The following is a 23988-nucleotide window of genomic DNA, read 5'->3' as shown; positions in this document are numbered from 1 at the left end:
CATTAGGTCCAGCCATCCACTGCATTTCCGGCAGGTCACCATCGCTTCCAGCCCATTGTGGCGCGCCTCGCAGTCATTAGGTTGAAGCCATGATCCCGATTTCAGTCCTCGACCTCTCCGTCACCACCACCGCCACGCCGGCGTCAGTGGCGCTGCGTAACAGCATCGACCTGGCCCGTCACGTCGATCAGCTCGGCTACGTCCGCTACTGGCTGGCCGAGCACCACAGCCTGCCGTCGGTGGCGAGCCCGTCGCCCGACATCATGATTGGGCAGATCGCGGCAGCGACGCAGCACATCCGCGTCGGCTCCGGCGGCGTGATGCTGCCCAACCATGCGCCGCTGGTGGTCGCGGAGCGCTTCAAGATGCTGGAGGCACTGTTTCCCGGCCGGATCGATCTCGGCCTGGGCCGCGCGCCCGGCACCGACGGCACCACGGCCTATGCGCTGCGCAGCCGGCTCGACCGTCGTGAGGGCGATGACTTCCTGGAGCGGCTGCATGAGCTGATGCTGTGGGAGACCCGCGAGTTCCCCGCCGGCCATCCCTACAACAACGTGATCGCCATGCCCGATGATGCGCCGCTGCCGCCGATCTGGCTGCTCGGCTCCAGCGACTATTCCAGCGAGCTGGCGGCGCAGCTCGGCATGGGGTTCGGCTTCGCGCATCATTTCGCGAGCCACGATGCCGTGGATGCGATGCGGACCTACCGCGCGCATTTCACACCGTCGCGCTGGCGCTCGCAGCCGCATGCGATCCTGGCAGTCGCAGTGGTGACAGCCGAGACCGACGCCGAGGCCGAGCGGCTGGCGTCGTCGATGGACCTCAACCGCTTGCGGCGCGACCGCGGCCAGTTCCTGCCGCTGCCGAGCCCGGAGGAAGCGGCGGCGTACATGTATACAGACGCGGACCGGGCCTCGATCGCGCGCAACCGCTCGCGGCTGTTCGTGGGCGCGCCGGCGACGGTGCGGGCCAAGCTCGATCCGATGATCGCAGCGAGCCAGGCCGACGAGCTGATGGTGATCACCGCGATCTACGATCACGACGCCCGCAAGCGCTCCTACAGCCTGCTCGCCGACGCCTTCGGCCTCGAGCGGAAGGCGGCGGCATAAGCAGGACGGCGCTGGTCTCACCATGTGATCAGCGGCGCGCGATGCAGGAAGCTGTCGTCGCTCACCTGATCCACCACGAAGCGCGCGACGTCGGCCCGCGCGATCGTGCCGCCGTGAAAGCCGGCGAGATCCGTCAGTGCACGCAGCTTCTGCCCGCCAGGCTTGTCGTTCAGCATGGCGGGGCGAACGATGAGCCAATCGAGCCCGCTGTCGCGAATGACGGCCTCCTGCCGGTTCTTGTCCGCGTAGACGTTGCGCAGCAGCAGCGGCAGGATCAGCCGGTCGTAGACGAAGCCGCCATGGCCGCGGCTGTCGCCGGCGCCGATGCCGGTGATGGCGACCAGACGCGCGACATGCTCGGCCTTCATCGCTTTGACGAGCGCGCGCGTCGAGGTCGAGAGCGTCGTGACCTCGCGGAACGGACTGAGCGGTGTGCCCAGTGAGCTGATCACGGCGTTCTGTCCCTTGAGCGCCTTGCGCAGCGTAGCTTCGTCGCGGGCATCGCCGACGATCAATTGCGCGCCTTGCAGATCCCCGGCCCTCTCCGGCGAGCGCACCAGCGCGGTGACGTGATGGCCGCGCGCCAGCGCGTCGCGCACGATCAGCCGTCCGGTGCCGCCGGTCGCGCCGAGCACGAGGATGTTGGGCTTCATGGTGACGCCATCGTTCGTTTGATTGGTCATGATGACCTCCTTGGATTGCGCGGGACGCTCTCATGGAGACGTCCCGCAGACGCATGGGGTGTGCCGTCAGGCGACGGTCGCGATCTCGGCGACGAAGTCGCGATAGGAGCGCAAGGGGCGCCCGAGCAGCGCGGTCAGGCGGGCGACGTCGCCATCGTCCGGCACCATGCCGTCGGTCTGAAAGCGCTCGCTCATCAGCCGCATGTCGAACGCCATCCAGCTCGGCATGAGCTGCCGCAGGTTGGTCTCGAAGCCCGCGGTGTTGTCGCCGCCATAGCCGATCGGACGCCCCAGCACCTCGGACCAGACAGCGGCGGCATCGGCGCCGTTCAGCGTGTCGGGGCCGACAAGGTTGATCCGCATCAGCGGCAGCGGCGTCGAGGATTGCTCGCGGCGGATCAGATCGATGGCCGCGATCTCGCCGATGTCACGGGCATCGATCATGGCGAGGCCTTTGCTGCCGATCGGCATCGGGTACACGCCGTAGCCGCGCACGACGTCCCTGATCGTGAGATCGTTGTTCATGAAGTAGGCCGGCCGCAGGATGGTGGCGTGGAGGCCCATCTGCTCGATCATCCGCTCGACGGCGAATTTGCCGGCGAAGTGCGGCACGTTGACGTAGACGTCGCTGTGGATCACCGAGAGATAGACGATCCGCTCGATGCCGGCCTCGCGAGCGATGTTGAGCGCGACCAGCGCCTGGGTGAATTCGTCTGATGTGACGGCGTTGAGCAGAAACAGCGTCGAGACGCCAGAGAACGCGCCGCGGAGCGAATCGATGTCGAGCAGGTCGCCTTGGGCGATCTGAACGCCCGCTGGAAAGTTGGCCTTGGCGGGATCGCGGACGAGGGCGCGGACATCGGCGCCGCGCTTGACGAGCTGTTCGACGACGCGGCGGCCGACATTTCCAGTGGCGCCGGTCACGAGGATGGTCATGGGGATCACTCCGGGTTGGCTTGTTGGGACACCCGGAAGATATTGATCCACACGCGAGCCAATAGACGCTATATCTGGACAGGTCGTCTCACTGGTGGAACGGATGGATCTGCTTGCGCTCGCCGATTTCAACCTCGTCGCCCGCCACGGCGGCTTCGGCCGTGCCGCCCGCGCCAGCGGTCGTCCCAAGGCGACGCTGTCCCGCCGGGTCGGCGAGCTGGAAGCGAGCCTGGATCTCAGGCTCATCGAGCGCGGCGGACGCGCGCTGAAGCTGACCGAGGAGGGGCGGGCGCTGTTCGAGCGCGCGGGGGTGCTGCTGACCGAGCTCGACGAGACGGTCGCCGCCATTTCCTCCGGCGGCGACAAGCCGCGCGGCCGGTTGCGGATCAGTGCGCCGCTGCTGTTCTCGCAGACCGCGATGGGCAAGCTCGCCGCCGCGTTTGCGCTTCGATATCCGGAGGTCCGTCTCGACGTGACCACCGACGACCGCACCGTCGACATGGTCGAGGAAGGCTATGACCTGGTGATCCGGGTCAATCCCGATCCCGATGAAAGCCTGGTTGGACGCATCTTCCTGCGCGACCGACTGGTGGTCGTGGCGAGCCCAGGCCTGACGCGGCCGGCGGATCACGCCGTCGTTCCAGCGGTCGTGCGCGGCAGCGATCAGAACGCAGTCTGGGAGGTGAAAGCGCCGGCGGCACGATCGCGCATCGCGTTCGACCCCATCCTTCGCCTGTCGTCGCTGATCATGGTTCGCGATGCGGTCCGCGCGGGCGTCGGCGCCGCGTGCCTGCCGCTGTCGCTCGTCAGCCACGATCTGGCGGCCGGCCGGCTGGCGCATTGGGGCGATCTGGACGCGCCCGCCATCGCGCTGTGGACGCTCTATCCATCGCGCCGGCTGCTGAGCGCGCGCGTCTCCGCCTTCCTCGACTTCCTGAAGGAGGCGTTCCCGACGGGAACGCCCGCTGAGCTGGCGGCCTATATCGAAGCGTGAGCCCCGATCACTCCATCCGCTCGCTGAACGTCGCGCGGAACGGATGCGCCGGATAGACGCCGACGATGCGCAGCTCGCGCGAGAAGAACTTCAGCTCCTCCAGCGCGAAGGCCAGCCCCTTGTCGTTGGGATGGCCGTCGACGTCGGCGTAGAACTGCGTCGCGAAGAAGTTGCCGTCGACCATGTAGCTCTCGAGCTTGGTCATGTTGACGCCGTTGGTGGCGAAGCCGCCGAGCGCCTTGTACAGCGCGGCCGGCAGGTTGCGGACGCGGAACACGAAGCTCGTCACCAGCGGCCCGGAATTCTGCTCGGCCCACTGCTCCTGGCGCGCCAGCACGACGAAGCGGGTGGTGTTGTGGGCCTCGTCCTCGATGTCCTCGGCGAGGATGTCGAGGCCGTAGATCTCGGCGGCCAGCCGCGAGGCGATTGCCGCCACGCTCTTGTCGCCGCGCTGCGAGACGTCCCGCGCGCTGCCCGCGGTGTCGCCGGCGACGATCGGCCGGACGCCGAGCTGGCGGATGATGCGGCGGCACTGGCCGAGCGCGTGGACGTGGCTCTCGACCGTCTTGATGTCGGCGAGCCTGGTGCCCTTCAGCGCCATCAGCTGGTGGCGCACCGGCAGGAACCATTCGCCGATGATGTAGAGGCCCGAGGCTGGCAGCAGATGGTGGATGTCGGCGACGCGGCCGGCGACCGAATTCTCGATCGGGATCATGCCGAGATCGGCCTCGCCGGAGGAGATCGCGCTCAGCGCGTCCTCGAAGGTCGCGCAGGGCATGGCCTCGGCGGTCGGATAGGCCTCGGAGATGGCGATGTGGGAATTGGCTCCCGGCTCGCCCTGGAATGCGATTTTCAAGATCTTGCTCATGGTGGGCCTTCTAGCAGCTCAAGCCTTTGTCAATTAAGCCTTGGACAGCAGCCGGCGTGCGGTTTCGAGGTCGGCCGCGGTGTCGACGCCGCGCGGCACGGCGTCGACCACCATCACGTCGATGCGCATGCCGTCCTCCAGCGCCCGCAGCTGTTCCAGCTTCTCCTGCTGCTCCAGCGGCGATGGCGGCAGGCTGACGAAGCGCTCCAGCGCCGCCCTGCGGTAGGCGTAGAGGCCGATGTGATGGTACCTCGGTCCGTCGCCATGCGGCGCCGTGGCCCGGGTGAAATACAGCGCGCGCAGGCGCCGTCCACCGACAGGCGAGCCGACCGCCTTGACGACGTTCGGATTGAGGCTCTCCTCCTCGGTATGGATCTGCGCGGCAAGGGTCGCGATGTCGACCGCGGGATCCTCCAGCGGCGGCAGCACGTCGCTGATGTTCTGCGGGTCGATGGTCGGGAAATCGCCCTGCAGGTTGACCACGATCTCGGCCTCGCGGGCAGGGTCGAGCTTGCACATGGCCTCGTAGATGCGGTCTGACCCCGAGGGATGATCCGGCCTGGTCATGACCACCTCGCCACCCGCGGCAGCGACAGCCGCAGCAATCTCCGGCGTGTCCGTTGCCACGGCCACCCGGCCGATTCCCGCCTCCTGCGCGCGCCGGAGCACCTGCACGATCATCGGCTGGCCGGCGATGTCGAGCAGCGGCTTGCCGGGCAGGCGGGTCGAGGCCATGCGGGCCGGGATCAGCACGAGGATTTTGGACTTGGTCATCCGGGAAACGGCAGGTCGGAGCCGGTCGCAACAGCGCGGCCGGGCTTGATGGGGACAGCGAAAGCGGCCCGCTTATACGGGTTGCCAGAGCACGGGCAAACCGATATCTCACTTCTGCCGCAGGGGGAGGCGCGACGGCTCGATTCCGCTCGATGCCTTCACGAGTCCTTTCTCGAATCCTGGGGCGACTCACGGTCGCGGCCCCGCGGCCCCCAAGCAATGAAATCCGCCCTCGGAGCCTGATTCCAAAATGGACTCCTTCGAACTGAACAAAATCCTCGGCGCCGTCCTGGCCGCCTGTCTGGTCGTGCTGGTCACGAGCTTTTCCGCCGGCGCGCTGTTCGCGCCGAAAATGCCGGAGAAGCCGGGTTTCGAGATCGCGGTGAAGGAGGCCGAGGGCGCAGGCAAGGAAGCCGCTGCGCCGGCCGCAGCCGAGCCGATCGAGAAGCTGCTGCAGACCGCCTCGGTCGAGAAGGGCGCCGCCGCTGCCAAGAAGTGCGCGGCCTGCCACACCTTCGACAAGGGCGGCAAGAATGCCGTCGGCCCCAACCTCTACGGCATCGTCGGCGACAAGATCGGCGAAGGCCGCGGCTTCAAATTCTCGGCAGCGATGGCGGCCAAGGGCGGCACCTGGACGATCGAGGAACTCAACCACTTCATCACCAATCCGAAGGGTTACATCCCGGGCACCGCGATGGGGTTTGCCGGCATCCAGAAGGACTCGGAGCGCGCCGACGTGCTGGCCTATCTGAACTCGCTGTCGGACAACCCGGCGCCGCTGCCGACCGCAGCCAAGTGATCCGCTGCAGACCTCCAGTTTCCGACGGCCGGGCCCCAAGCCCGGCCGTTTTGCTTTGCGGGGCGAATTTCGCCGCATTTGGGACCTTTGGTCGCATCCACCTCGTTCACAACCCGGTATCATGAGGAAAAAGCAAGGTTATTGGTCGAAACCTTGCCGTATATTGGTCCCCTGAATGGAACGGGTTCACGGGCTGGAGCACCCTGGCTGAGGCCGGCGAAACCTGCCCTTGCGAATTGGGTTACGATCGAACGTTGGATCTTTGAGCAGCAGCGGCCACGGCCGACCACCTGCTTCAAGCGGTCTTATTCAGAGGAAGTCTCATTTGACGATTACCCGACGACAGCTCCTGCAGAGCAGCGTCTTCGCTGCGATGACCCCGGCGCTCGGCACCGCCGCCAGCCTCGTCCCGCTCGACGCCGCGCAGGCGCAGGCCGGCGAGCAACTGGTCTGGCGCCACGGCCTGTCGCTGTTCGGCGAGATCAAGTACCCGGCCGACTTCAAGCGCTTCGACTACGTCAATCCCGACGCGCCCAAGGGCGGCACAGCGCGGATGATCTCGCTCGGCACCTTCGATAATTTCAACATCGTCGTGATGTATGTGAAGGGCAACATCGCCTCCGCGGCGGGGCTGGTCTACGAGACCCTGATGACGCGGTCGCAGGACGAGGTGTCGACCGAATACGGCCTGCTCGCCGAGTCGGCGGCGTATCCGGACGACTACTCCTGGGTCATCTACCGCCTGCGCAAGGAAGCGCGCTGGAACGACGGCAAGCCGGTGACGCCCGAGGACGTCATCTTCTCGCTGGACGTCCTGAAGAAGAACAGCCCGCACTACTCGTCCTATTATCGTCATGTCGTGAAGGCCGAGAAGACCGGCGATCTCGAGGTCAAGTTCACCTTCGACGGCCCGGGCAATCGCGAGCTGCCGCACATCGTCGGCGAGCTGCTGGTGCTGCCGAAACACTGGTGGGAAGGCACCGACGCGCAGGGCCGCAAGCGCGACGTCACCGCGACGACCCTGGAGCCGCCGCTCGGCTCGAGCCCGTATCGCGTCAAGGAGTTCGTGCCCGGCCGCTCGATCAAGATGGAGCGTGTCAAGGATTACTGGGGCGCCAACCTGCCGGTCCAGATCGGGCAGAACAATTTCGACGAGCTGCAGTTCGAATATTTCCGCGACAACATCGTCGCCCTCGAGGCCTTCAAGGCCGACCAGGCCGACTGGATCAACGAGAACTCCGCCAAGCAATGGGCGACGGCCTACGACTTCCCGGCCATCAACGACAAGCGCGTGGTCAAGGACGAATTCCCGATCAGCGATTCCGGCCGCATGCAGGGCTTCGCCTTCAACCTGCGGCGTCCGCAATTCCAGGACGCGCGGCTGCGGCGCGCCTTCAACTACGCCTTCGATTTCGAGGAGATGAACAAGCAGCTGTTCTACGGCCAGTACAAGCGGATCAACAGCTACTTCGAAGGCACCGATCTGGCCTGTTCCGGGCTGCCGCAGGGCCAGGAGCTGCAGATCCTCGAGGAGCTGCGCGACAAGGTGCCGCCGGACGTGTTCACTACGGTCTACCAGGCCCCGGTGGGCGGCAATCCCGAGAACGTTCGCGCCAATCTGCGAGAGGCCACCAGGCTGCTGAAGGACGCAGGCTTCGAGATCAAGGACCGCAAGCTCGTCGATCCCGCCGGCAAGCCGGTCACGGTCGAACTCCTGGTCCAGGACCCGTCGTCCGAGCGCATCGTGCTGTTCTACAAGCCGTCGCTGGAGCGCCTCGGCGTCGCGGTGACGGTCCGCCAGGTCGATAACGTCCAGTATGAGAACCGGGTGCGCACCTTCGACTACGACATGATCATCGACGTCTGGGGGCAGTCGCTGTCGCCCGGCAACGAGCAGCGCGATTTCTGGGGCTCCAAGGCCGCCGACGAACCCGGCTCGAAGAACACGATTGGCATCAAGAATCCCGCCGTCGACGCGCTGATCGAGAAGATCATCTACGCCAAGGATCGCGCCTCGCTCGAAGCCGCGACGCACGCGCTGGATCGGGTGCTGCTGTGGAATTTCTACGTCGTCCCGCAGTTCACCTATCCGTTTTCGCGCAGCGCGCGCTGGGACCGCTTCAGCCATTTCACGCCATTCCCGAAATATGCGCGGTCCGGCTGGCCGAATCTGTGGTGGTACGATGCCGACAAGGCCGCCAAGGTGAAGCGCTCTTGAGCCGGCTTTCTCATTTGTCGCGGCGCGGCGTGCTCGGGCTTGGGCTCGGCGCGCTCACGGCGCCGTTGCTCACGCCGGCCAAGGCCGCGGAGTTCGGCGCCGAGGCCCACGGCATGTCGGCGTTCGGCGATTTGAAATATCCCGCCGACTTCCGGCAGTTCGACTACGTCAATCCCGACGCGCCGAAGGGCGGGCTGTTCTCGCTGATCCCCTCGGTGCGCGCCTACAACCAGTCCTACCAGACGTTCAACTCGTTCAATGCCTATGTCCTCAAGGGCGAGGGCGCCCAGGGCATGGACATGACGTTCGCGACCTTGATGGTGCGCGCGAGCGACGAGCCGGACGCGGTGTATGGGCTGGTCGCGAAGTCCGTCGCGATATCAGCGGACAAGCTGAGCTATCGTTTCACGCTCCGTCCCGAGGCGCGCTTCCACGACGGCACGAAGATCACGGCACATGACGTCGCGTTCTCGCTGAACACCTTGAAGGAAAAGGGCCACCCGCTGATCGTCGTGCAGCTGCGCGACTTCGTGAAGGCCGAGGCGCTCGACGATGCGACCGTCGTGGTGAGCTTCGTCGAGAAGCGCGCACGCGACGTGCCGCTCTACGTCGTGACCCTGCCGATCTTCTCCAAGGCCTGGTACGCCAACCGCGCCTTCGACGAGAATCCGCTCGACGTGCCGCTCGGCTCCGGCCCCTACAAGGTCGGCAAATACGAGATCAACCGCTACGTCGAATTCGAGCGCGTCAAGGACTGGTGGGCCGCCGATCTGCCGGTCAGCCGCGGCATGTATAATTTCGACATCGTCCGCTACGAGTTCTATCGCGACCGCGACGTCGCCTTCGAGGGCTTCACCGCCAAGAGCTATCTGTTCCGCGAGGAGTTCACCTCGCGCATCTGGGCGACGCGCTACGATTTCCCGGCGATCAAGGACGGCCGCGTCAAGCGCGAGCTGCTGCCGGACGAGACGCCGTCCGGCGGACAGGGCTGGTTCATCAACACCCGCCGCGACAAGTTCAAGGACCCGCGCGTCCGCCAGGCGCTGACCTACGCGTTCGACTTCGAATGGACCAACAAGACCATCATGTACGGCGCCTATGCGCGCACCGTGTCGCCGTTCCAGAACTCCGACATGGTCGCGGTCGGGCCGCCGTCGCCGGAGGAGCTGAAGCTCCTCGAGCCGTTCCGCGGCCAGGTGCCCGACGATGTGTTTGGCGAGCCTTTTGTCCCTCCCGTCTCCGATGGCTCGGGGCAGGATCGCACGCTGCTGCGCAAGGCCACGCAACTGCTGCAGCAGGCCGGCCTGCCGGTGAAGGACGGCAAGCGGCTGCTACCGAATGGCGAGGTGTTCGCGATCGAGTTCCTGATCGACGAGGTCTCGTTCAAGCCGCATCACGGCACCCTGATCAAGAACCTGCAGACGCTCGGCATCGACGCCGATCTGCGCATCGTCGACGCTGTGCAGTATCGCGCCCGCGTCGAGGATTTCGATTTCGACATCACGGTGCAGCGGTTGTCGATGTCGCCGACCCCCGGCGACAGCCTGCGGCCGTATTTCACCTCGGACGCGGCCAAGACCAAGGGCTCCTACAATCTCGGCGGCATCAGCAATCCCGCGATCGACGCGCTGGTCAACAAGGCGATTTCGGCGGAGACCCGCATCGAGCTGACCTTGGCCTGCCGGGCGCTTGATCGCGTGTTCCGCGCCGGCCACTACTGGATACCGCAATGGTATCGCCAGACCCACCCGATCGCCTATTGGGATCAGTTCAGCCACCCGCCGAAGCCGCCGAAATACGCCTCGGGCGTCGGCGCCCCCGACATCTGGTGGTACGATGCCGCCAAAGCCGCAAAGCTGGAGCAGGCGAAGTAGTTCATGGCCGCCTATATCGCCCGTCGCATCCTGCTGATGCTCCCGACCCTGCTCGGGATCCTCTTCATCTCCTTCGTCGTGGTGCAGTTCGCGCCGGGCGGCCCGGTCGAGCGCGTCATCGCGCAACTGACCGGCGCCGACACCGGCGGCACCTCGCGCATCTCGGGCGGCAGTGGTTCGGATTTCGGCGCGCGGCCGCCGGGACAGGTGGGATCCGGCGGCGAGCTGAACTCGAAATATCGCGGTGCGCAGGGGCTCGATCCCGCCTTCATCAAGCAGCTCGAAAAGCAGTTCGGCTTCGACAAGCCGGCGCCGGAGCGGTTCGCGCTGATGGTGTGGAATTTCGCGCGCTTCGATTTCGGCAAGAGCTATTTCCGCGACACGAGCGTGCTGCAGCTCATCAAGGAGAAGCTGCCGGTGTCGATGTCGCTCGGCATCTGGATGACCCTGCTGACCTACCTGATCTCGATCCCGCTGGGGATCCGCAAGGCGGTGCAGGACGGCTCGCGCTTCGACGTCTGGACCTCGGCCGTGATCATCATCGGCTACGCCATTCCGGGCTTCCTGTTCGCGATCCTGCTCATCATCCTGTTCGCTGGCGGCTCGTTTCTCAACATCTTCCCGCTGCGCGGGCTGACGTCGGATGGCTGGTCGGACTTCCCGTGGTACTGGAAGATCATCGACTATTTCTGGCATCTCACTTTGCCGCTGGTATCGATGGCGCTCGGCGCCTTCGCGACCATGACGCTGCTGACCAAGAACTCGTTCCTCGACGAGATCCGCAAGCAATATGTCATGACCGCGCGCGCCAAGGGCTGCAGCGAGAACCAGGTTCTGTACGGCCACGTGTTCCGCAACGCCATGCTGATCGTGATCGCCGGCTTTCCAGGCACCTTCATCAACGCCTTCTTCTCCGGCTCGCTGCTGATCGAGACCATCTTCTCGCTCGACGGCCTTGGCCTGTTGTCGTTCGAGAGCATTCTCAATCGGGACTATCCCGTTGTGTTCGGCAATCTCTTCATCTTTTCGCTGCTCGGCCTCGCGATCAACCTGATCTCGGATCTGACCTACATGTGGATCGATCCGCGGATCGACTTCGAGGCGCGGGAGGTCTGATGACGATCACAGCCACCCCTCCGGTCGAGACCAAGGCGCAGGCCCCGCTCGGCGAGGCCGTGCCGCCGACGCGGCACCGCTTCCGGCCGTCGCCGCTCAATCAGCGCCGCTGGCAGAACTTCAAGGCCAACCGCCGCGGCTTCTGGTCGCTGTGGATCTTCCTGTTCCTGTTCGTGGTGTCGCTGTTCGCCGAGCTGATCGCCAATGATCGGCCGTTCCTGATCAAGTTCGACGGCCACCTGTACTTCCCGGCGTTCGTCACCTATCCGGAAACGGCATTCGGTGGCGACTTCGAGACCGCCGCGGACTATCGTGATCCGTATCTGCAGAAGCTGATTGCGGACAAGGGCGGCACGGTGATCTGGCCGCTGGTCCGCTACTCCTACGCCACGCACAATCTCGATCTGCCGACGCCGGCGCCATCGCCGCCGACCTGGATGCTGACGGAGGCACAGTGCAAATCCGTGGTCGAGAAGAAGGGGCTGAAGAGCTGCCGGGATCTCGAATACAACTGGCTCGGCACCGACGACCAGGGCCGCGACGTCGTCGCACGGCTGATCTACGGCTTCCGCATCTCCGTTTTGTTCGGCCTGTCGCTGACGTTCTTCTCCTCGATCATCGGCATCGCCGCCGGCGGCGTGCAGGGTTATTTCGGCGGCTGGGTCGATCTGTTGTTCCAGCGCTTCATCGAGATCTGGAACGCGATTCCCTATCTCTATCTGCTCCTGATCCTGTCGGCGGTGCTGGTGCCCGGCTTCTTCACGCTGCTCGGGATCATGCTGCTGTTCTCTTGGGTCTCGCTGGTCGGCCTGGTGCGCGCTGAATTCCTGCGCGGCCGCAATTTCGAGTACATCCAGGCGGCGCGCGCGCTCGGCGTCTCCAACGCCGTCATCATGGTCCGCCATCTCCTGCCGAACGCGATGGTCGCGACCATGACCTTCCTGCCCTTCATCGTGTCGAGCTCGGTGATGACCCTGACCGCGCTCGACTTCCTCGGCTTTGGCCTGCCGCCGGGATCGCCGTCGCTGGGCGAGATGCTGTCGCAGGCCAAGTCCAACGTGCAGGCGCCGTGGCTCGGTCTCACCGGCTTCTTCTCGGTCGCGATCATGCTGTCGCTCTTGATCTTCATCGGCGAGGCCGTGCGCGACGCGTTCGATCCGCGCAAGACGTTCAGGTGACCGACATGGATGCGATCAGCCAGCCGCTGCTTTCGGTCAGCGATCTCTCGGTGGCCTTCCACCAGCAGGGCCGCCTGTCGACCGCCGTCGACCACGTCTCGTTCGACATCAAGCGCGGCGAGTGCGTCGCCCTGGTCGGCGAGTCCGGCTCGGGCAAGTCGGTCAGCGCGCTGTCGGTGCTGAAGCTGCTGCCCTATCCGGTCGCCTCGCATCCGTCGGGCAGCATCCGCTTCAAGGGCCGCGATCTGCTGCCGCTGTCGGAAGGCGAGATGCGCGGCATCCGGGGCAGCGACATCTCCATCATCTTCCAGGAGCCGATGACCTCGCTCAATCCGCTGCACACGATCGAGCGGCAGATCAGCGAGATTCTGCATCTGCACCGACCGATCTCGAACGGCGCGGCGCGGGCGCGCGTGCTCGAGCTGCTGACGCAGGTCGGCATCCCCGAGCCGGAGACGCGGCTCGGCAGCTATCCGCATCAGCTCTCCGGCGGCCAGCGCCAGCGCGTGATGATCGCGATGGCGCTCGCCAACGAGCCCGATCTGCTGATCGCCGACGAGCCGACCACCGCGCTCGACGTCACCGTGCAGGCGCAGATCCTGGCGCTGCTCGCCGACATCCGCGCGCGACTGGGCATGAGCCTGCTGTTCATCACCCATGACCTCGGCATCGTCCGCCGCATCGCCGATCGTGTCTGCGTCATGAACGGTGGCAAGATCGTCGAGCAGGGTCCGGTCGAGCAGGTGTTCACCGCGCCGTCGCATCCCTACACCAGGGCGCTGCTCGCCGCCGAGCCGAAACCGGACCCGGCGCCGCCGCGGCCCGATGCGCCCGTGGTGATGCAGGCGAAAGACCTCAAGGTCTGGTTTCCGATCAAGCGCGGCCTGTTCCGCTCCACCGTCGGCCACATCAAGGCGGTCGATGGCGTCAGCATCGCCGTGCGCAAGGGCGAGACGCTCGGCGTGGTCGGCGAGTCCGGCTCCGGCAAGACCACGCTGGGGCTGGCGCTGCTGCGGCTGATCTCCTCCGACGGTCCGATCGTGTTTCTTGGCAACGAGATCCAGGGGCTGACCTTCAAGCAGGTGCGCCCGTTCCGCCGCGACATGCAGATCGTCTTTCAGGACCCGTTCGGCGCGCTCAGTCCGCGCATGTCGGTCGGCGACATCATCGCCGAAGGCCTGAGCGTGCATCAGCCTGACCTGTCGGAGGAGCAGTCCGAGGCGAAGGTCGTCAAGGCGCTCACCGATGTCGGGCTCGATCCGGAGACGCGCTTCCGCTATCCGCACGAGTTCTCCGGCGGCCAGCGCCAGCGCATCTCAGTGGCCCGCGCGGTCGTGCTGGAGCCGAGCTTCGTCGTGCTGGACGAGCCGACCTCGGCGCTCGACATGCTGTTCCAGTCGCAGATGGTTGAGCTGCTGCGCGAGCTGCAGCGCAAGCGCGAGCTGACCTACATGTTCATCTCGCACGACCTCCGCGTCGTTGCCGCCCTCGCCAGCCATCTCATCGTGATGCGCCATGGCAAGGTGGTGGAGGAGGGGCCGGCGGTGGAGCTGTTCAAGGCGCCGAAGACCGACTACACGCGCGCGCTGTTCGCGGCGGCGTTCAGGAACGAGACGGCGGGGAATGGGGCGGCAGCGAGCTAGCGGAACCGCGAACGACAGTGGCAGGGTAGTCGCGAGACAATGCCGTCCAAGTTGGACCTCATAAGAGCTCTTCTGCTATCCGAGTGGGACCCGATCGGCGTTTCCGGCTGCGAGGGCGCCGAAGACGAATATGATCGCTACGCTCTCGAGGTCTTCAACATGCTTGAAGGCGGTGCCGATGTCGTGTCGATCGCGAACTATCTCGCTCGTGTCGTCACGGACAGAATGTCACTCAAGGGGCGTCCTGAAGCCGATCATCGGATCGCTGCAAGGGCTTTGATGATCCATCGAAGCCAGGTCGCCGATGCAGACGGATCGAGCCGTAACAAGCGGAAGCGATGACAATGTCCGGCAGGGACACGGATCGTTGGACCAAGGGCTATACGCAATCCGAGCTCGACAGAACGCAACGTCGATTCGGGCTGACCTTTCCTCCCGATCTGATCGCGCTCCTGCGGCGAAGGCGCCCGGTGGATGGTCACGACTGGACGGAGATCGTGCGATCAGACGCGCGCTCGAGTGGCCGTTCGAAAGCCTTTGCTGCGCCGTCGAAACCGGGCAATTGTGGTGGTCGGAATGGGGAAGATTGCCTTCGACGGCAAGCGCCCGGGAAGAGAAGCTTCGGGACATCGTTTCCCGGGCGCCCAAACTCATCCCGCTGATTGCTCATCGCTACCTGCCCGAGCAGCCGCGCGAATCGGGCAACCCGGTGTTTTCGATCTACGGGATCGACGCAATCTACTACGGCGCCAATCTGAACGACTATTTCGAGCGGGAGTTCACGAGCTGGGGCAGCAAACCCTGGCCGGCGCAGATCAAGCACATTCCGTTCTGGTCTGACCTCGTCGAGCGATTTGCGCAGGACACGAACACGTCGTGATCCGGTCGATGCCGGGCCGCGAACGCCCCTCGTTGAGGGCGGGGGGTGTGGCATGATTTGCCCGACGGGTCGTGTTTGCGAGGCGCTGTCCAGCCCTCCGTCGAAAAATATTCCTGTTTCTTATTTTCGGAATTCGTGCATACTGCACCGGTCCTGCCCACGAGAGGGGCGTACGCGTCGTCACGGACGTCGGTGCGGGATGCGGTGGCCGCGGTGATGCTGCGTGTGCATGGGCGCACGGACGAACGGCATCATGCGGACGGCGAAGTCGTGTGGTCCTGGCGCCCCGATGCTGGCGTCAAGCCGGCGATGATGCGAGAGCATCGCGCCTGTGACAGGGGCAAAAAAGCCGGTCCCTGGGGAGAGCACGAAGTAAGTCGCAAAACATCGCGCAGGGGAGGCCGGATGTTCGGCCCGTACCTGTGGTGACTACCGCGTGCTTTCTTGCACGCAACCACGGGTGCGCTCGGCACCCGGCCTTCCCTGCGCCCTCTCATTGTTCGAGGGCGGATGAATGTCGCAGAGCTCGGGCCAGTGAGGCCGCGAGAGTGCTGACGCTTGTCGCCATGCTGTTTGAGATGTGAATCCGACGCAACGCTCGCATCGGCGGGCAACGCGCCATTGCACGCGCAATTACAGCAATACTGGTGTTCTCGGCACGCTGCTCATGACTGCGCCATCGCCGCTTGTGGGAGAGGGCATGTTCGGCGGATCTACGTACTCGGTCGGGTGAGGGGTATCTCTCCGCAATCGCACTCGTAGATACGGACCCCTCACCCGACCGCGCTTGCAGCTCCGTCCTACATGCCCTCTCCCACAAGGGGAGAGGGCCCATTCACGAGCAGCCCAGCAAGACTCATACCTTGAAGCTGATGTGTCGATGTCATCACGTGTGGTGCTTCGGCCTTCTCAAACGAGCCGTTTAATGGCGAGTACGTCACTCCCGCTCGCCTTGATCCGTGCAATCGCGGCGCTGACCGACTCGATCGCCGTCGCCATATGAAACGCGTTGGCATGGACCATCGTATCGGCATCGCGGGCGATCGCAACATGGCCCTTCCAGAAGATCAGATCGCCGCGGCGAAGCGGCTCGCCGCCGTCGAGCACGCGGCCCAGCGCCGCGAGCTGCATGTCGCTGTCGCGCGGGCACGGCACGCCGGCGGCATTCAGCGACACCTGCACCAGCCCCGAGCAGTCGATGCCGAGGCTGCTCTTGCCGCCCCAGAGATAGGGCGTGCCGACGAAGCGCTCGGCAACGGCGACGTAATCGGGCTCGCGCTGATCGCGCGCCACGACGTGCTGTTTCGGCACGAACCAGCCTTCATGCGTGACGACGAAGCTCGCTTCCTCACGCGTCACCGCGATGGTCGCTCCCATGAGCAGCGTCTCGAGCGGCGGCAGCTTGATCGACGGTCCGGGAAACGCGAAGCTGCGCAGTGCGCTGATCTTGTGCGTCGGCGCAGCACTGGGCGCCGCCAGCGCCGCCTCCGGCAGCCAGCCGACATAGCCGTCGCTTTCGAGCTGGCCCCAGGCCCAGCCTTCGCCATTGCGGTCGTAGACCGTGACGCGCTCGCCCTTCAGCGCCTGCGTCGCCTGCTCGGCGCCGGAATGCGGCTGCAGCCGCAGTGGCGCGATCGGATCGACGACGACGAGGGTCTCGCCGTCGACGAAGCGCGCAGCCGTCACCTGTCCCTGGAGATGCCTGGCCGCGATATCGCCGCGTGCCGGCGTGAGCCTCGGATCAGCCATAGCGCTCGCTCAAGAGCTTGTAGAGCGCGCGCGCGGCCTGGCACTCGCCGCCCTCGGGGCGGCCGGGCTTGGCCGACGGCGTCCAGGCGAAGATGTCGAGATGCAGCCAGCTCCTGGCGTGCTCGACGAAGCGCTGCAGGAACAGCGCGCAGGTGATCGAGCCGGCGAAGCCGCCCGACGGCGCGTTGTTGATGGTCGCGACCTTGGAGTCGAGCCAACTATCATACGGCGCCCACAGCGGCATGCGCCACAGCGGATCGTTCTCGGCGGCGGCGCAGCGCGCGACATCGGCGGCGAGCGCCTCGTCCTGGGTGTAGAACGGCGGCAGCTCGGGACCGAGCGCGACCCGGGCCGCGCCCGTCAGCGTGCCCATGTCGATCAGCAGATCGGGCTTGTCTTCGTCAGCGAGCGCCAGCGCATCGGCCAGGACCAGCCGGCCCTCGGCATCGGTGTTGCCGATCTCGACCGTGATGCCCTTGCGCGACGGAAACACGTCCATCGGACGGAAGGCGTTGCCGGCGACCGCGTTCTCGACCGCCGGAATCAGCACGCGCAGATGCAGCTTGAGCCCGGCGTCCATCACCATCTGCGCCAGCGCCAGCACATTGGCGGCGCCGCCCATGTCCTTCTTCATCAGCAGCATGCTGCTCGACGGCTTCAGGTCGAGCCCGCCGGTGTCGAAGCAGACGCCCTTGCCGACCAGCGTGACCTTGGGATGCGATGCGTCGCCCCAAACCAGCTCGATCAGCCGCGGCGCGCGCGTCGAGGCGCGGCCGACGGCGTGGATCAGCGGATGGTTCTGCTGCAGCAGATCGTCTCCGACGATGCTGGTGACGTGCGCGCCGAAGCGGTCGGCAACCTGCTTCGCGGCGGCCTCGAGCTCCTCGGGTCCCATGTCGTTCGACGGCGTGTTGACGAGGTCGCGCGCCAATGTCGCCGCGTCGGCCAGGCGGCTCAGCTCGGCGGCGTCGACGCCGTCCGGCGGAACGAGGCGGACCTCCGGCGTCTCGGCCTTGCGGTAGCGGCCGAAGCGGTAGCTGCCGAGCGCAAACGCCAGCGCGGCGAGCCGTGCATCATGCGGCGCATTGGCGAAGCGGTAGGTGCCGGCGGGCAGCAGGCCGGGCAGGGCGCCCGGCCGGAACAGGTCACGGTGCTTGGCGTCGTCGTCCTCGATGCCGAACAGCACCTGAGCGATGCGCCCGTCCGCGCCGGGCAGCGCCAGATAGCTGCCGGGCTTGGCGGTGTAGACGTTGGCCTCGGCGAAGTTGCGCGCTTCAGCCGACAGGCTCTCCTTGATCCCCGGCCAGCTCGCCTTTGTCACGAAGGTGATCGGGATGGCGGACGTTGTGGAGGCGGTCTCGAACATCGACGGCATGCCTAATGGTTCCCTAACTGGCGCGCTTGAGCCAGACTTCGCAGAGTTTGAGGGCCGCCGCAATCGCGCCGGGCGCCTCGCCCGCAAGCCGACGCAAATGTGACGGCTGCGCCGGGATCGCGCCATTAACCGGCTGTTAGCGTTAACAGTTTATTGCTGGCGCGTTCAATTCGCCCGGTCGAGTCCAAGTGACATGCGTCAACCGCCTTCCATTCCCCGGCTCCTCGCGTCCGTCGCCTTCGCCGCGCTCGTCGCTGCGGGACTCGGCGGCTGCCAGACCATGTCCGACGTCACGGGCTCGCTAGGCAGTCGCGCCGAGCCACCGCCCGCGACCCCGCAGCGCGCGGTCGAGGTCTATGGCGAGCGCTACCGCGCCAATCCCAAGGATGCGGCCATTGCCGTCGCCTATGGCCAGGCACTGCGCAACAACGGCCAGCGTGAGCAGGCGGTTGCGGTGCTGGAGCAGGCCACGCTCGCCAACGCGGGCAACAAGACCGTGCTCGCGGCCTATGGCCGAGCGCTGGCCGACAACGGCAATTTCAAGCTCGCATTCGACGTGCTGTCGCGCGCGCATTCGCCCGACAATCCCGATTGGAAGCTGCTGTCGGTGCAGGGCACCGCGCTGGACCAGATGGGCCGCCACGAGGAGGCGCGGCGCTATTACGACAGCGCGCTGAAGATCGTGCCCGGCGAGCCCTCGGTGCTCTCCAATCTCGGCCTGTCCTACATGCTGACGCGGGAGCTGCCGAAGGCCGAGGAGGTGCTGCGCCAGGCCTACGGCTCGCAGCGGGCGGACGCACGGGTGCGTCAGAACCTCGCGCTCGTCGTCGGCCTGCAGGGACGCTTCGCGGAGGCCGAGCAGATCGCGCGGGCCGATCTGCCGCCGGACGAGGCCGCCGCCAACGTCGCCTACCTGAAGCAGATGATCCAGGGGCAGAGCCAAAGCAAGGGCAAGGCGCGCAACGCGGCGCCGATGGCCGCGCTCAATCCGCCGGACTGACGACGTGCCTCGCTGATGGCGGGCCTTATCGTGTGGCGCCCGCCAGCAGGCGGCGGCAGGTATCGACGAACACGTCGGCGCCGGTGACGATGTCGGCATCGGCGGTGTTCTCGGTCCAGTGATGGCTGATGCCGCCGATCGACGGCACGAACAGCATGCCCGCCGGCATGATGGTGGCCAGCACCTGCGCGTCGTGTCCGGCGCCGCTCGGCATCCGCAGCGACCTGCCGGCGGCGAGATCGCGGCTGGCGGCCTCGACCGCATCCTGGAACGTGCCGTCCATCATGGCTGGCGCGCCGGTACGGATGCGCTCGACGGCGACATGGCAGGGACCTGCGTCTGACGCCTGCGCAGCCATCTCGCGCAGCAGCTCTTCGAGCCGGTCGACCACGGCGGCATTGTCGTCGCGGATCTGGAACAGCATCTCGGCCTGGCCGGGGATGATGCTCGGTGCGCCCGGATCGAGCGTGATGCGTCCCGTGGTCCACACCGTGCGCGGGCCGCAGGCGGCCGGAAAGCGCGCGTCGATCGCGACGCAGAACTTGGCGAGCGCGAGCCCGGCATCCTTGCGCACCGCCATCCGCGTCGTGCCGGCATGGTTCTGCTCGCCGGTGAAGGTGATGCGGTATTGCCAGATGCCGACGATCGAGGTGACGACGCCGATCTTGAGCTCGCCCGCCTCGAGCGTGTCGCCCTGCTCGATATGAGCTTCGAGATAGCCGATATGCCGGCCGGGCTCGGCCTGCAGGCGCGGCCGTCCGGCAAGGCCCATCTCGGCAAGCGCCTCCCGCAGCGTGCGCGGGCTGCTGCGGTCGCGGGCAGCATCGATTTCGGCCTCGCTGACGTCGCCGACATAGGAGCGGCTGCCGAGCATGCTGCCGAAATGGCCCTCCTCGTCGCACCAGGAGGCGATCTCCACCGCACCGACAATAGACGGATCGGGATTGAGCACGCGCGCCGCCTCCAGCGCGTAGACGACGCCGAGCGGGCCGTCGAGCCAGCCAGCCTGATTCTGGCTCTCCAGATGCGATCCGGCCAGCAGCTTGGGGCCGGGCTTGGCGCTGGTGCCCAGCACGTTGCCGATGCCGTCGATATCAGGCGTCAGCTGCGCATCGGGCAGGCGCTCGGCGAGCCAAGCGAGCGATTGACGATGGGCGTCGGAGAAGGTCGGCCGGTGCACGCCGGTCTTGTAGGTGCCGAAGGCGCGCAGTGCGTTCAGATCGGCCAGGACGCGGGCGCCGTCGGCGCGGCGGAGCTTGTCGGACATCAGGCGGAGACCTCGATCATGCTCCGCCTAGCTTCCAGGGTAGAGCCCTGACCGCAAGCGAAATTTCTCGCGAGCGGTCTACGTCTACTGCATGGCCGCGACCTTGATGCCGGTCGGTCCCAGAATGACCACGAACAGCACCGGCAGGAAGAACAGGATCATCGGCACCGTCAGCTTCGGCGGCAGCGCCGCGGCCTTCTTCTCGGCCTCGTTCATGCGCATGTCGCGATTTTCCTGCGCCATCACGCGCAGCGATTGCCCGAGCGGGGTGCCGTAGCGCTCCGATTGCTGGAGCGCGAGGCAGACCGACTTCACGCCCTCGAGGCCGGTGCGGCGGGCGAGGTTCTCATAGGCGACCTTGCGGTCCTGCAGATAGGAGAGCTCCGCGGTGGTCAGCGTGAACTCCTCCGACAATGCGATCGACTGGCTCGAGATTTCGATGGCAACCCTGCGGAAGGCGGCTTCGATGGACATGCCGGATTCGATGCAGATCAGCAGCAGGTCGAGCGCGTCGGGAAACGCGCGCTTGATCGACAGCTGGCGCTTGGAGATCGCATTGCTGAGGAACAGCATCGGCGCCTGCAGGCCGAGATAGGCCATGCCGACGCAGATGCCGATCTTGACCGGCATCGACTTCTGCAGATGCGCGATCACGAAGACGTACAGCACGGACCCGACGAACAGCACCAGCGGCGTCACCAGGCGCGCGAACAGGAAGGTGATGTAGGGCGCCTGGCCGCGGTAGCCCGCCATGATGAGCTTCTCGCGGGCCGCCTCCTGGGCGAGCCATTTGGTGAGGTTGAAATCCTCCACCACGCGAGAGATGAGCTGCTTCGGCGTCTGCCGCAGCGAGACCTTCTCGCCGGCGTTCAACCGCTCGCGCTCGCGCTGCTTGATCCGCTCGCGTTCGCTGGCGACCGCCTTCATGCGCTTGTTCAGGTTCTCGCCTGCGAACAGCGGCATGATCAGCGTATAGACGGTGGCCGTCGCCGCGATGGCGGCGAAGAACATCGTCATGAAGTGCGGGTCGTGCAGCTTGGAGACCAGAATGTCGACCATGGTCCACCTCAGAAATCGAAATTGATCATCTTCTTCATGACCAGGATGCCCATCGACATCCAGATCACGCAGCCGACCAGCATCAGCTGGCCGGTCGGATGGGTCCAGAGCAACGAGATGTACTCGGGCGTGCTCAGATAGACCAGCAGCATCACGATCGGCGGCAGCGATCCGATGATGCCCGCGGACGCCTTCGCCTCCATCGACATCGCCTGGATCTTCTCGCTCATCTTCTTGCGGTCGCGCAGCACCTTCGAGAGGTTGCCGAGCGCCTCGGAGAGATTGCCGCCCGACTTCTGCTGGATCGCGATGACGATGCCGAAGAAGTTGGCTTCGGGAAGCGGCATCCGTTCGTAGAGCCGCGCACAAGCCTCGCCGAGCGGCATGCCGATCGCCTGGGTCTCGATGATCCCGAGGAACTCGCTGCGCAAAGGCTCCGGCGCGTCGGCGGCGACGACCTTGATGGATTCGAACAGCGGCAGGCCGGCCTTGATGCCGCGCACGATCACGTCGACGGCGTCCGGCAATGCCGCCAGGAATTTCTTCTCGCGCCGCTTCTTGAGGTAGCCGAGGATCCAGCGCGGCAGACCGAGACCGGCGGCGAAGCCAAGCCCGAGCGCGCCGAGCGGGCCGCCGCCGGCGAAGAAGGCAACGGCGCAGACGACGAAGCCGAGGACACCGGAAACGATCCAGAATTTCTGCACGGTCCAGTCGAGCCCAGCCTGCGAAATCCGCATGTTCAGCGGGACTTTGCTCTGCTTCTGGGCCTTCGCTTCGAGGTCCTTCAGCGAGGATTCGACCTGCTCGCGGCGCGAGCGCTGACTGCGTTCGGCCTGGCGGACCACCGGCTCGGACTTGGCGACGGTGCTGCGCCGTTGCTCGGCCTTCCGCTCGCCAGACAGCAGGGGGTAGAGGAACACCCAGGCGATGCCGCCGATCGCGGTGGCGGCGAGGAAGGCAAGGGCGAGAGCCTGCAGCTTCATGGGGTCTCTCCTCAGTCCTTGCTCGCGACTTCGGCGGCGTCGAGCGCAGCCGCAAGCCGCTTCTCTTCGCCGTAGTAGCGCGCGCGCTCCCAGAACCGCGGCCGGCCGATTCCGGTCGAGCGGTGGCGCCCGATGATCTTGCCGTTCGCGTCCTCGCCGATCATGTCGTAGAGGAAGATGTCCTGGGTGATGATGGTGTCGCCTTCCATGCCCATCACCTCGGTGATGTGCGTGATGCGGCGGGAGCCGTCGCGCAGGCGCGCCGCCTGGACGATGACGTCGATCGAGGCGCAGATCATCTCACGGATGGTCCGCGACGGCAGCGAGAAGCCGCCCATTGTGATCATGGATTCGCAGCGGGACAACGCTTCGCGCGGGTTGTTGGCGTGCAGCGTGCCCATCGATCCGTCGTGACCGGTGTTCATGGCCTGCAGCAGGTCGAATGCCTCGGGGCCGCGGACCTCGCCGACGATGATGCGCTCGGGCCGCATACGCAGGCAGTTTCTCACCAGCTCACGCATGGTCACCTGGCCTTCGCCTTCGATGTTGGGTGGGCGGGTTTCGAGGCGAACCACGTGTGGCTGCTGCAGTTGGAGTTCGGCGGCGTCCTCGCAGGTGATGACGCGCTCGTCGTGATCGATGTAGTTGGTCAGACAGTTCAACAACGTGGTCTTGCCCGAACCGGTACCGCCGGAGATCAGCACGTTGCAGCGGACGCGACCGATGATCTGCAGGATCTCCGCGCCCTCCGGCGAAATCGCGCCGAACTTGACCAGCTGATCGAGGGTCAGCTTGTCCTTCTTGAACTTACGAATGGTGAGCGCGGGGCCGTCGATCGCCAGCGGCGGAACGATGGCGTTGACGCGCGAGCCGTCGGCGAGACGCGCGTCGCAGATCGGCGAGGATTCGTCGACGCGGCGGCCGACCTGGCTGACGATGCGCTGGCAGATGTTCAGGAGCTGCTGGTTGTCGCGGAACCGGATGCCCGTGCGCTGGATCTTGCCGTTGACTTCGATGAAGACCGTGCCGGCGCCGTTGACCATGATGTCGGCGATGTCGTCGCGCGACAGCAGCGGCTCCAGCGGGCCATAGCCGAGCACGTCGTTGCAGATATCGTCGAGCAGCTCTTCCTGCTCGGCGATCGACATCACGATATTCTTGATCGCGATGATCTCGTTGACGATGTCGCGGATTTCCTCGCGCGCGGATTCGCCGTCGAGCTTGGCCAGCTGAGCGAGATCGATCGCTTCGATCAGCGCTCCGAAGATCGTCGCCTTGACCTGATAGTAACTGTCCGAGCGCCGGGCCTCGACAACCGGTGGCGGCGGCGGCGGAGCCTGCCGGGTCGGAGCCAGAGGTGGCGACGGCACGGCCGGAGCCGCCGCGCGTGGCGCAGCCGGCGCCGGCTCGGGCGCCGGCGCGGCCGGCCTGAGGGCTCTGGTATCGTTGTCCAATCCGCTACGCTTACCAAACACGACTTAGA

The 23988-nt window shown here is 65.9% G+C and carries 21 protein-coding genes; 11 read left to right on the top strand and 10 right to left on the bottom strand.

Features of this window, described 5'->3' with window-relative positions; genetic code table 11:
* The first annotated feature begins 89 nt into the window (after positions 1 to 89).
* A complete protein-coding gene (locus ACQR10_RS25200) occupies positions 90 to 1109 on the top strand; it encodes an LLM class flavin-dependent oxidoreductase (protein WP_315805758.1) in 1020 nt (339 codons plus the stop codon).
* 17 nt (positions 1110 to 1126) lie between these two features.
* On the opposite strand, the gene ACQR10_RS25195 is transcribed toward ACQR10_RS25200, so the two are convergent.
* Together ACQR10_RS25195 and ACQR10_RS25190 are read right to left on the bottom strand one after the other, a co-directional pair.
* Positions 1127 to 1792 carry an NAD(P)-dependent oxidoreductase gene (locus tag ACQR10_RS25195; RefSeq protein ID WP_316216452.1) on the bottom strand — a complete coding sequence of 222 codons (666 nt, stop codon included), beginning with the start codon at positions 1790 to 1792 and terminating at the stop codon, positions 1127 to 1129.
* Between the two features lie 66 nt (positions 1793 to 1858).
* Positions 1859 to 2728, bottom strand: coding sequence for an SDR family oxidoreductase (locus ACQR10_RS25190; RefSeq protein WP_316216453.1), 870 nt, complete (start codon positions 2726 to 2728; stop codon positions 1859 to 1861).
* 103 nt (positions 2729 to 2831) lie between these two features.
* On the opposite strand from ACQR10_RS25190, the gene ACQR10_RS25185 reads away from it, so the two are divergent.
* Positions 2832 to 3722: a LysR family transcriptional regulator gene (locus ACQR10_RS25185; RefSeq protein WP_316216454.1), complete on the top strand. Its 891-nt coding sequence runs from the start codon at positions 2832 to 2834 to the stop codon at positions 3720 to 3722.
* Positions 3723 to 3729: 7 nt separating this feature from the next.
* Here the strand turns inward: ACQR10_RS25185 and ACQR10_RS25180 are convergent, their stop codons facing one another.
* Complete coding sequence (locus ACQR10_RS25180; RefSeq protein WP_316177211.1) at positions 3730 to 4590, bottom strand: prephenate dehydratase; 861 nt, start codon at positions 4588 to 4590, stop codon at positions 3730 to 3732.
* A gap of 33 nt (positions 4591 to 4623) precedes the next feature.
* Complete coding sequence (locus tag ACQR10_RS25175; RefSeq protein ID WP_315805763.1) at positions 4624 to 5364, bottom strand: 3-deoxy-manno-octulosonate cytidylyltransferase; 741 nt, start codon at positions 5362 to 5364, stop codon at positions 4624 to 4626.
* A gap of 250 nt (positions 5365 to 5614) precedes the next feature.
* Between ACQR10_RS25175 and ACQR10_RS25170 the strand changes: the two genes are divergently transcribed.
* The 8 genes from ACQR10_RS25170 (at position 5615) to ACQR10_RS25135 (ending at position 15072) form a co-directional block, all read left to right on the top strand.
* Positions 5615 to 6163, top strand: coding sequence for a c-type cytochrome (locus tag ACQR10_RS25170; protein ID WP_315805764.1), 549 nt, complete (start codon positions 5615 to 5617; stop codon positions 6161 to 6163).
* Positions 6164 to 6536: 373 nt separating this feature from the next.
* Entirely contained in the window at positions 6537 to 8381 is a 1845-nt protein-coding gene (locus ACQR10_RS25165; protein ID WP_316216663.1) for an extracellular solute-binding protein, read from the top strand.
* Positions 8378 to 10255 carry an extracellular solute-binding protein gene (locus ACQR10_RS25160; protein WP_316216455.1) on the top strand — a complete coding sequence of 626 codons (1878 nt, stop codon included), beginning with the start codon at positions 8378 to 8380 and terminating at the stop codon, positions 10253 to 10255. Before ACQR10_RS25165 ends, ACQR10_RS25160 begins: the two co-directional genes overlap by 4 nt.
* Before the next feature lie 3 nt (positions 10256 to 10258).
* The gene (locus ACQR10_RS25155; RefSeq protein ID WP_315805766.1) at positions 10259 to 11371 is read left to right on the top strand and encodes a microcin C ABC transporter permease YejB; all 1113 of its coding nucleotides are present in this window, start codon (positions 10259 to 10261) and stop codon (positions 11369 to 11371) included.
* On the top strand, positions 11371 to 12549 hold the full coding sequence (locus ACQR10_RS25150; RefSeq protein WP_316216456.1) for an ABC transporter permease: 1179 nt from the start codon (positions 11371 to 11373) through the stop codon (positions 12547 to 12549). Before ACQR10_RS25155 ends, ACQR10_RS25150 begins: the two co-directional genes overlap by 1 nt.
* A gap of 5 nt (positions 12550 to 12554) precedes the next feature.
* Positions 12555 to 14192 carry an ABC transporter ATP-binding protein gene (locus ACQR10_RS25145; RefSeq protein ID WP_316216457.1) on the top strand — a complete coding sequence of 546 codons (1638 nt, stop codon included), beginning with the start codon at positions 12555 to 12557 and terminating at the stop codon, positions 14190 to 14192.
* A gap of 39 nt (positions 14193 to 14231) precedes the next feature.
* On the top strand, positions 14232 to 14534 hold the full coding sequence (locus ACQR10_RS25140) for a hypothetical protein (RefSeq protein WP_316177223.1): 303 nt from the start codon (positions 14232 to 14234) through the stop codon (positions 14532 to 14534).
* 244 nt (positions 14535 to 14778) lie between these two features.
* Entirely contained in the window at positions 14779 to 15072 is a 294-nt protein-coding gene (locus ACQR10_RS25135) for a hypothetical protein (protein ID WP_316177224.1), read from the top strand.
* A gap of 909 nt (positions 15073 to 15981) precedes the next feature.
* Here ACQR10_RS25135 and ACQR10_RS25130 read toward each other — a convergent pair.
* Both ACQR10_RS25130 and ACQR10_RS25125 read right to left on the bottom strand, forming a co-directional pair.
* Positions 15982 to 16821, bottom strand: a complete 840-nt coding sequence (locus tag ACQR10_RS25130) for an NlpC/P60 family protein (protein ID WP_316216458.1) — start codon at positions 16819 to 16821, stop codon at positions 15982 to 15984.
* Positions 16814 to 18196, bottom strand: coding sequence for a leucyl aminopeptidase family protein (locus tag ACQR10_RS25125; RefSeq protein WP_316216459.1), 1383 nt, complete (start codon positions 18194 to 18196; stop codon positions 16814 to 16816). Before ACQR10_RS25125 ends, ACQR10_RS25130 begins: the two co-directional genes overlap by 8 nt.
* Positions 18197 to 18389: 193 nt before the next feature.
* Between ACQR10_RS25125 and ACQR10_RS25120 the strand changes: the two genes are divergently transcribed.
* Positions 18390 to 19196, top strand: a complete 807-nt coding sequence (locus ACQR10_RS25120; protein ID WP_315804691.1) for a tetratricopeptide repeat protein — start codon at positions 18390 to 18392, stop codon at positions 19194 to 19196.
* Between the two features lie 25 nt (positions 19197 to 19221).
* On the opposite strand, the gene ACQR10_RS25115 is transcribed toward ACQR10_RS25120, so the two are convergent.
* The 4 genes from ACQR10_RS25115 to ACQR10_RS25100 form a co-directional block, all read right to left on the bottom strand.
* Complete coding sequence (locus tag ACQR10_RS25115; protein WP_315804692.1) at positions 19222 to 20463, bottom strand: Zn-dependent hydrolase; 1242 nt, start codon at positions 20461 to 20463, stop codon at positions 19222 to 19224.
* Positions 20464 to 20547: 84 nt separating this feature from the next.
* Positions 20548 to 21522, bottom strand: a complete 975-nt coding sequence (locus ACQR10_RS25110) for a type II secretion system F family protein (RefSeq protein WP_315753445.1) — start codon at positions 21520 to 21522, stop codon at positions 20548 to 20550.
* Between the two features lie 8 nt (positions 21523 to 21530).
* Positions 21531 to 22505 carry a type II secretion system F family protein gene (locus tag ACQR10_RS25105; protein ID WP_315804693.1) on the bottom strand — a complete coding sequence of 325 codons (975 nt, stop codon included), beginning with the start codon at positions 22503 to 22505 and terminating at the stop codon, positions 21531 to 21533.
* A gap of 11 nt (positions 22506 to 22516) precedes the next feature.
* A complete protein-coding gene (locus ACQR10_RS25100; RefSeq protein ID WP_316177231.1) occupies positions 22517 to 23980 on the bottom strand; it encodes a CpaF family protein in 1464 nt (487 codons plus the stop codon).
* Positions 23981 to 23988: the final 8 nt, after the last annotated feature.

It is taken from the genome of Bradyrhizobium sp. HKCCYLRH2060 (assembly GCF_051168135.1).
Lineage (GTDB): Bacteria > Pseudomonadota > Alphaproteobacteria > Rhizobiales > Xanthobacteraceae > Bradyrhizobium.
The sequence above is the reverse complement of the archived record's forward strand: the minus strand, read 5'-3'. Positions and strand labels throughout refer to the sequence as shown.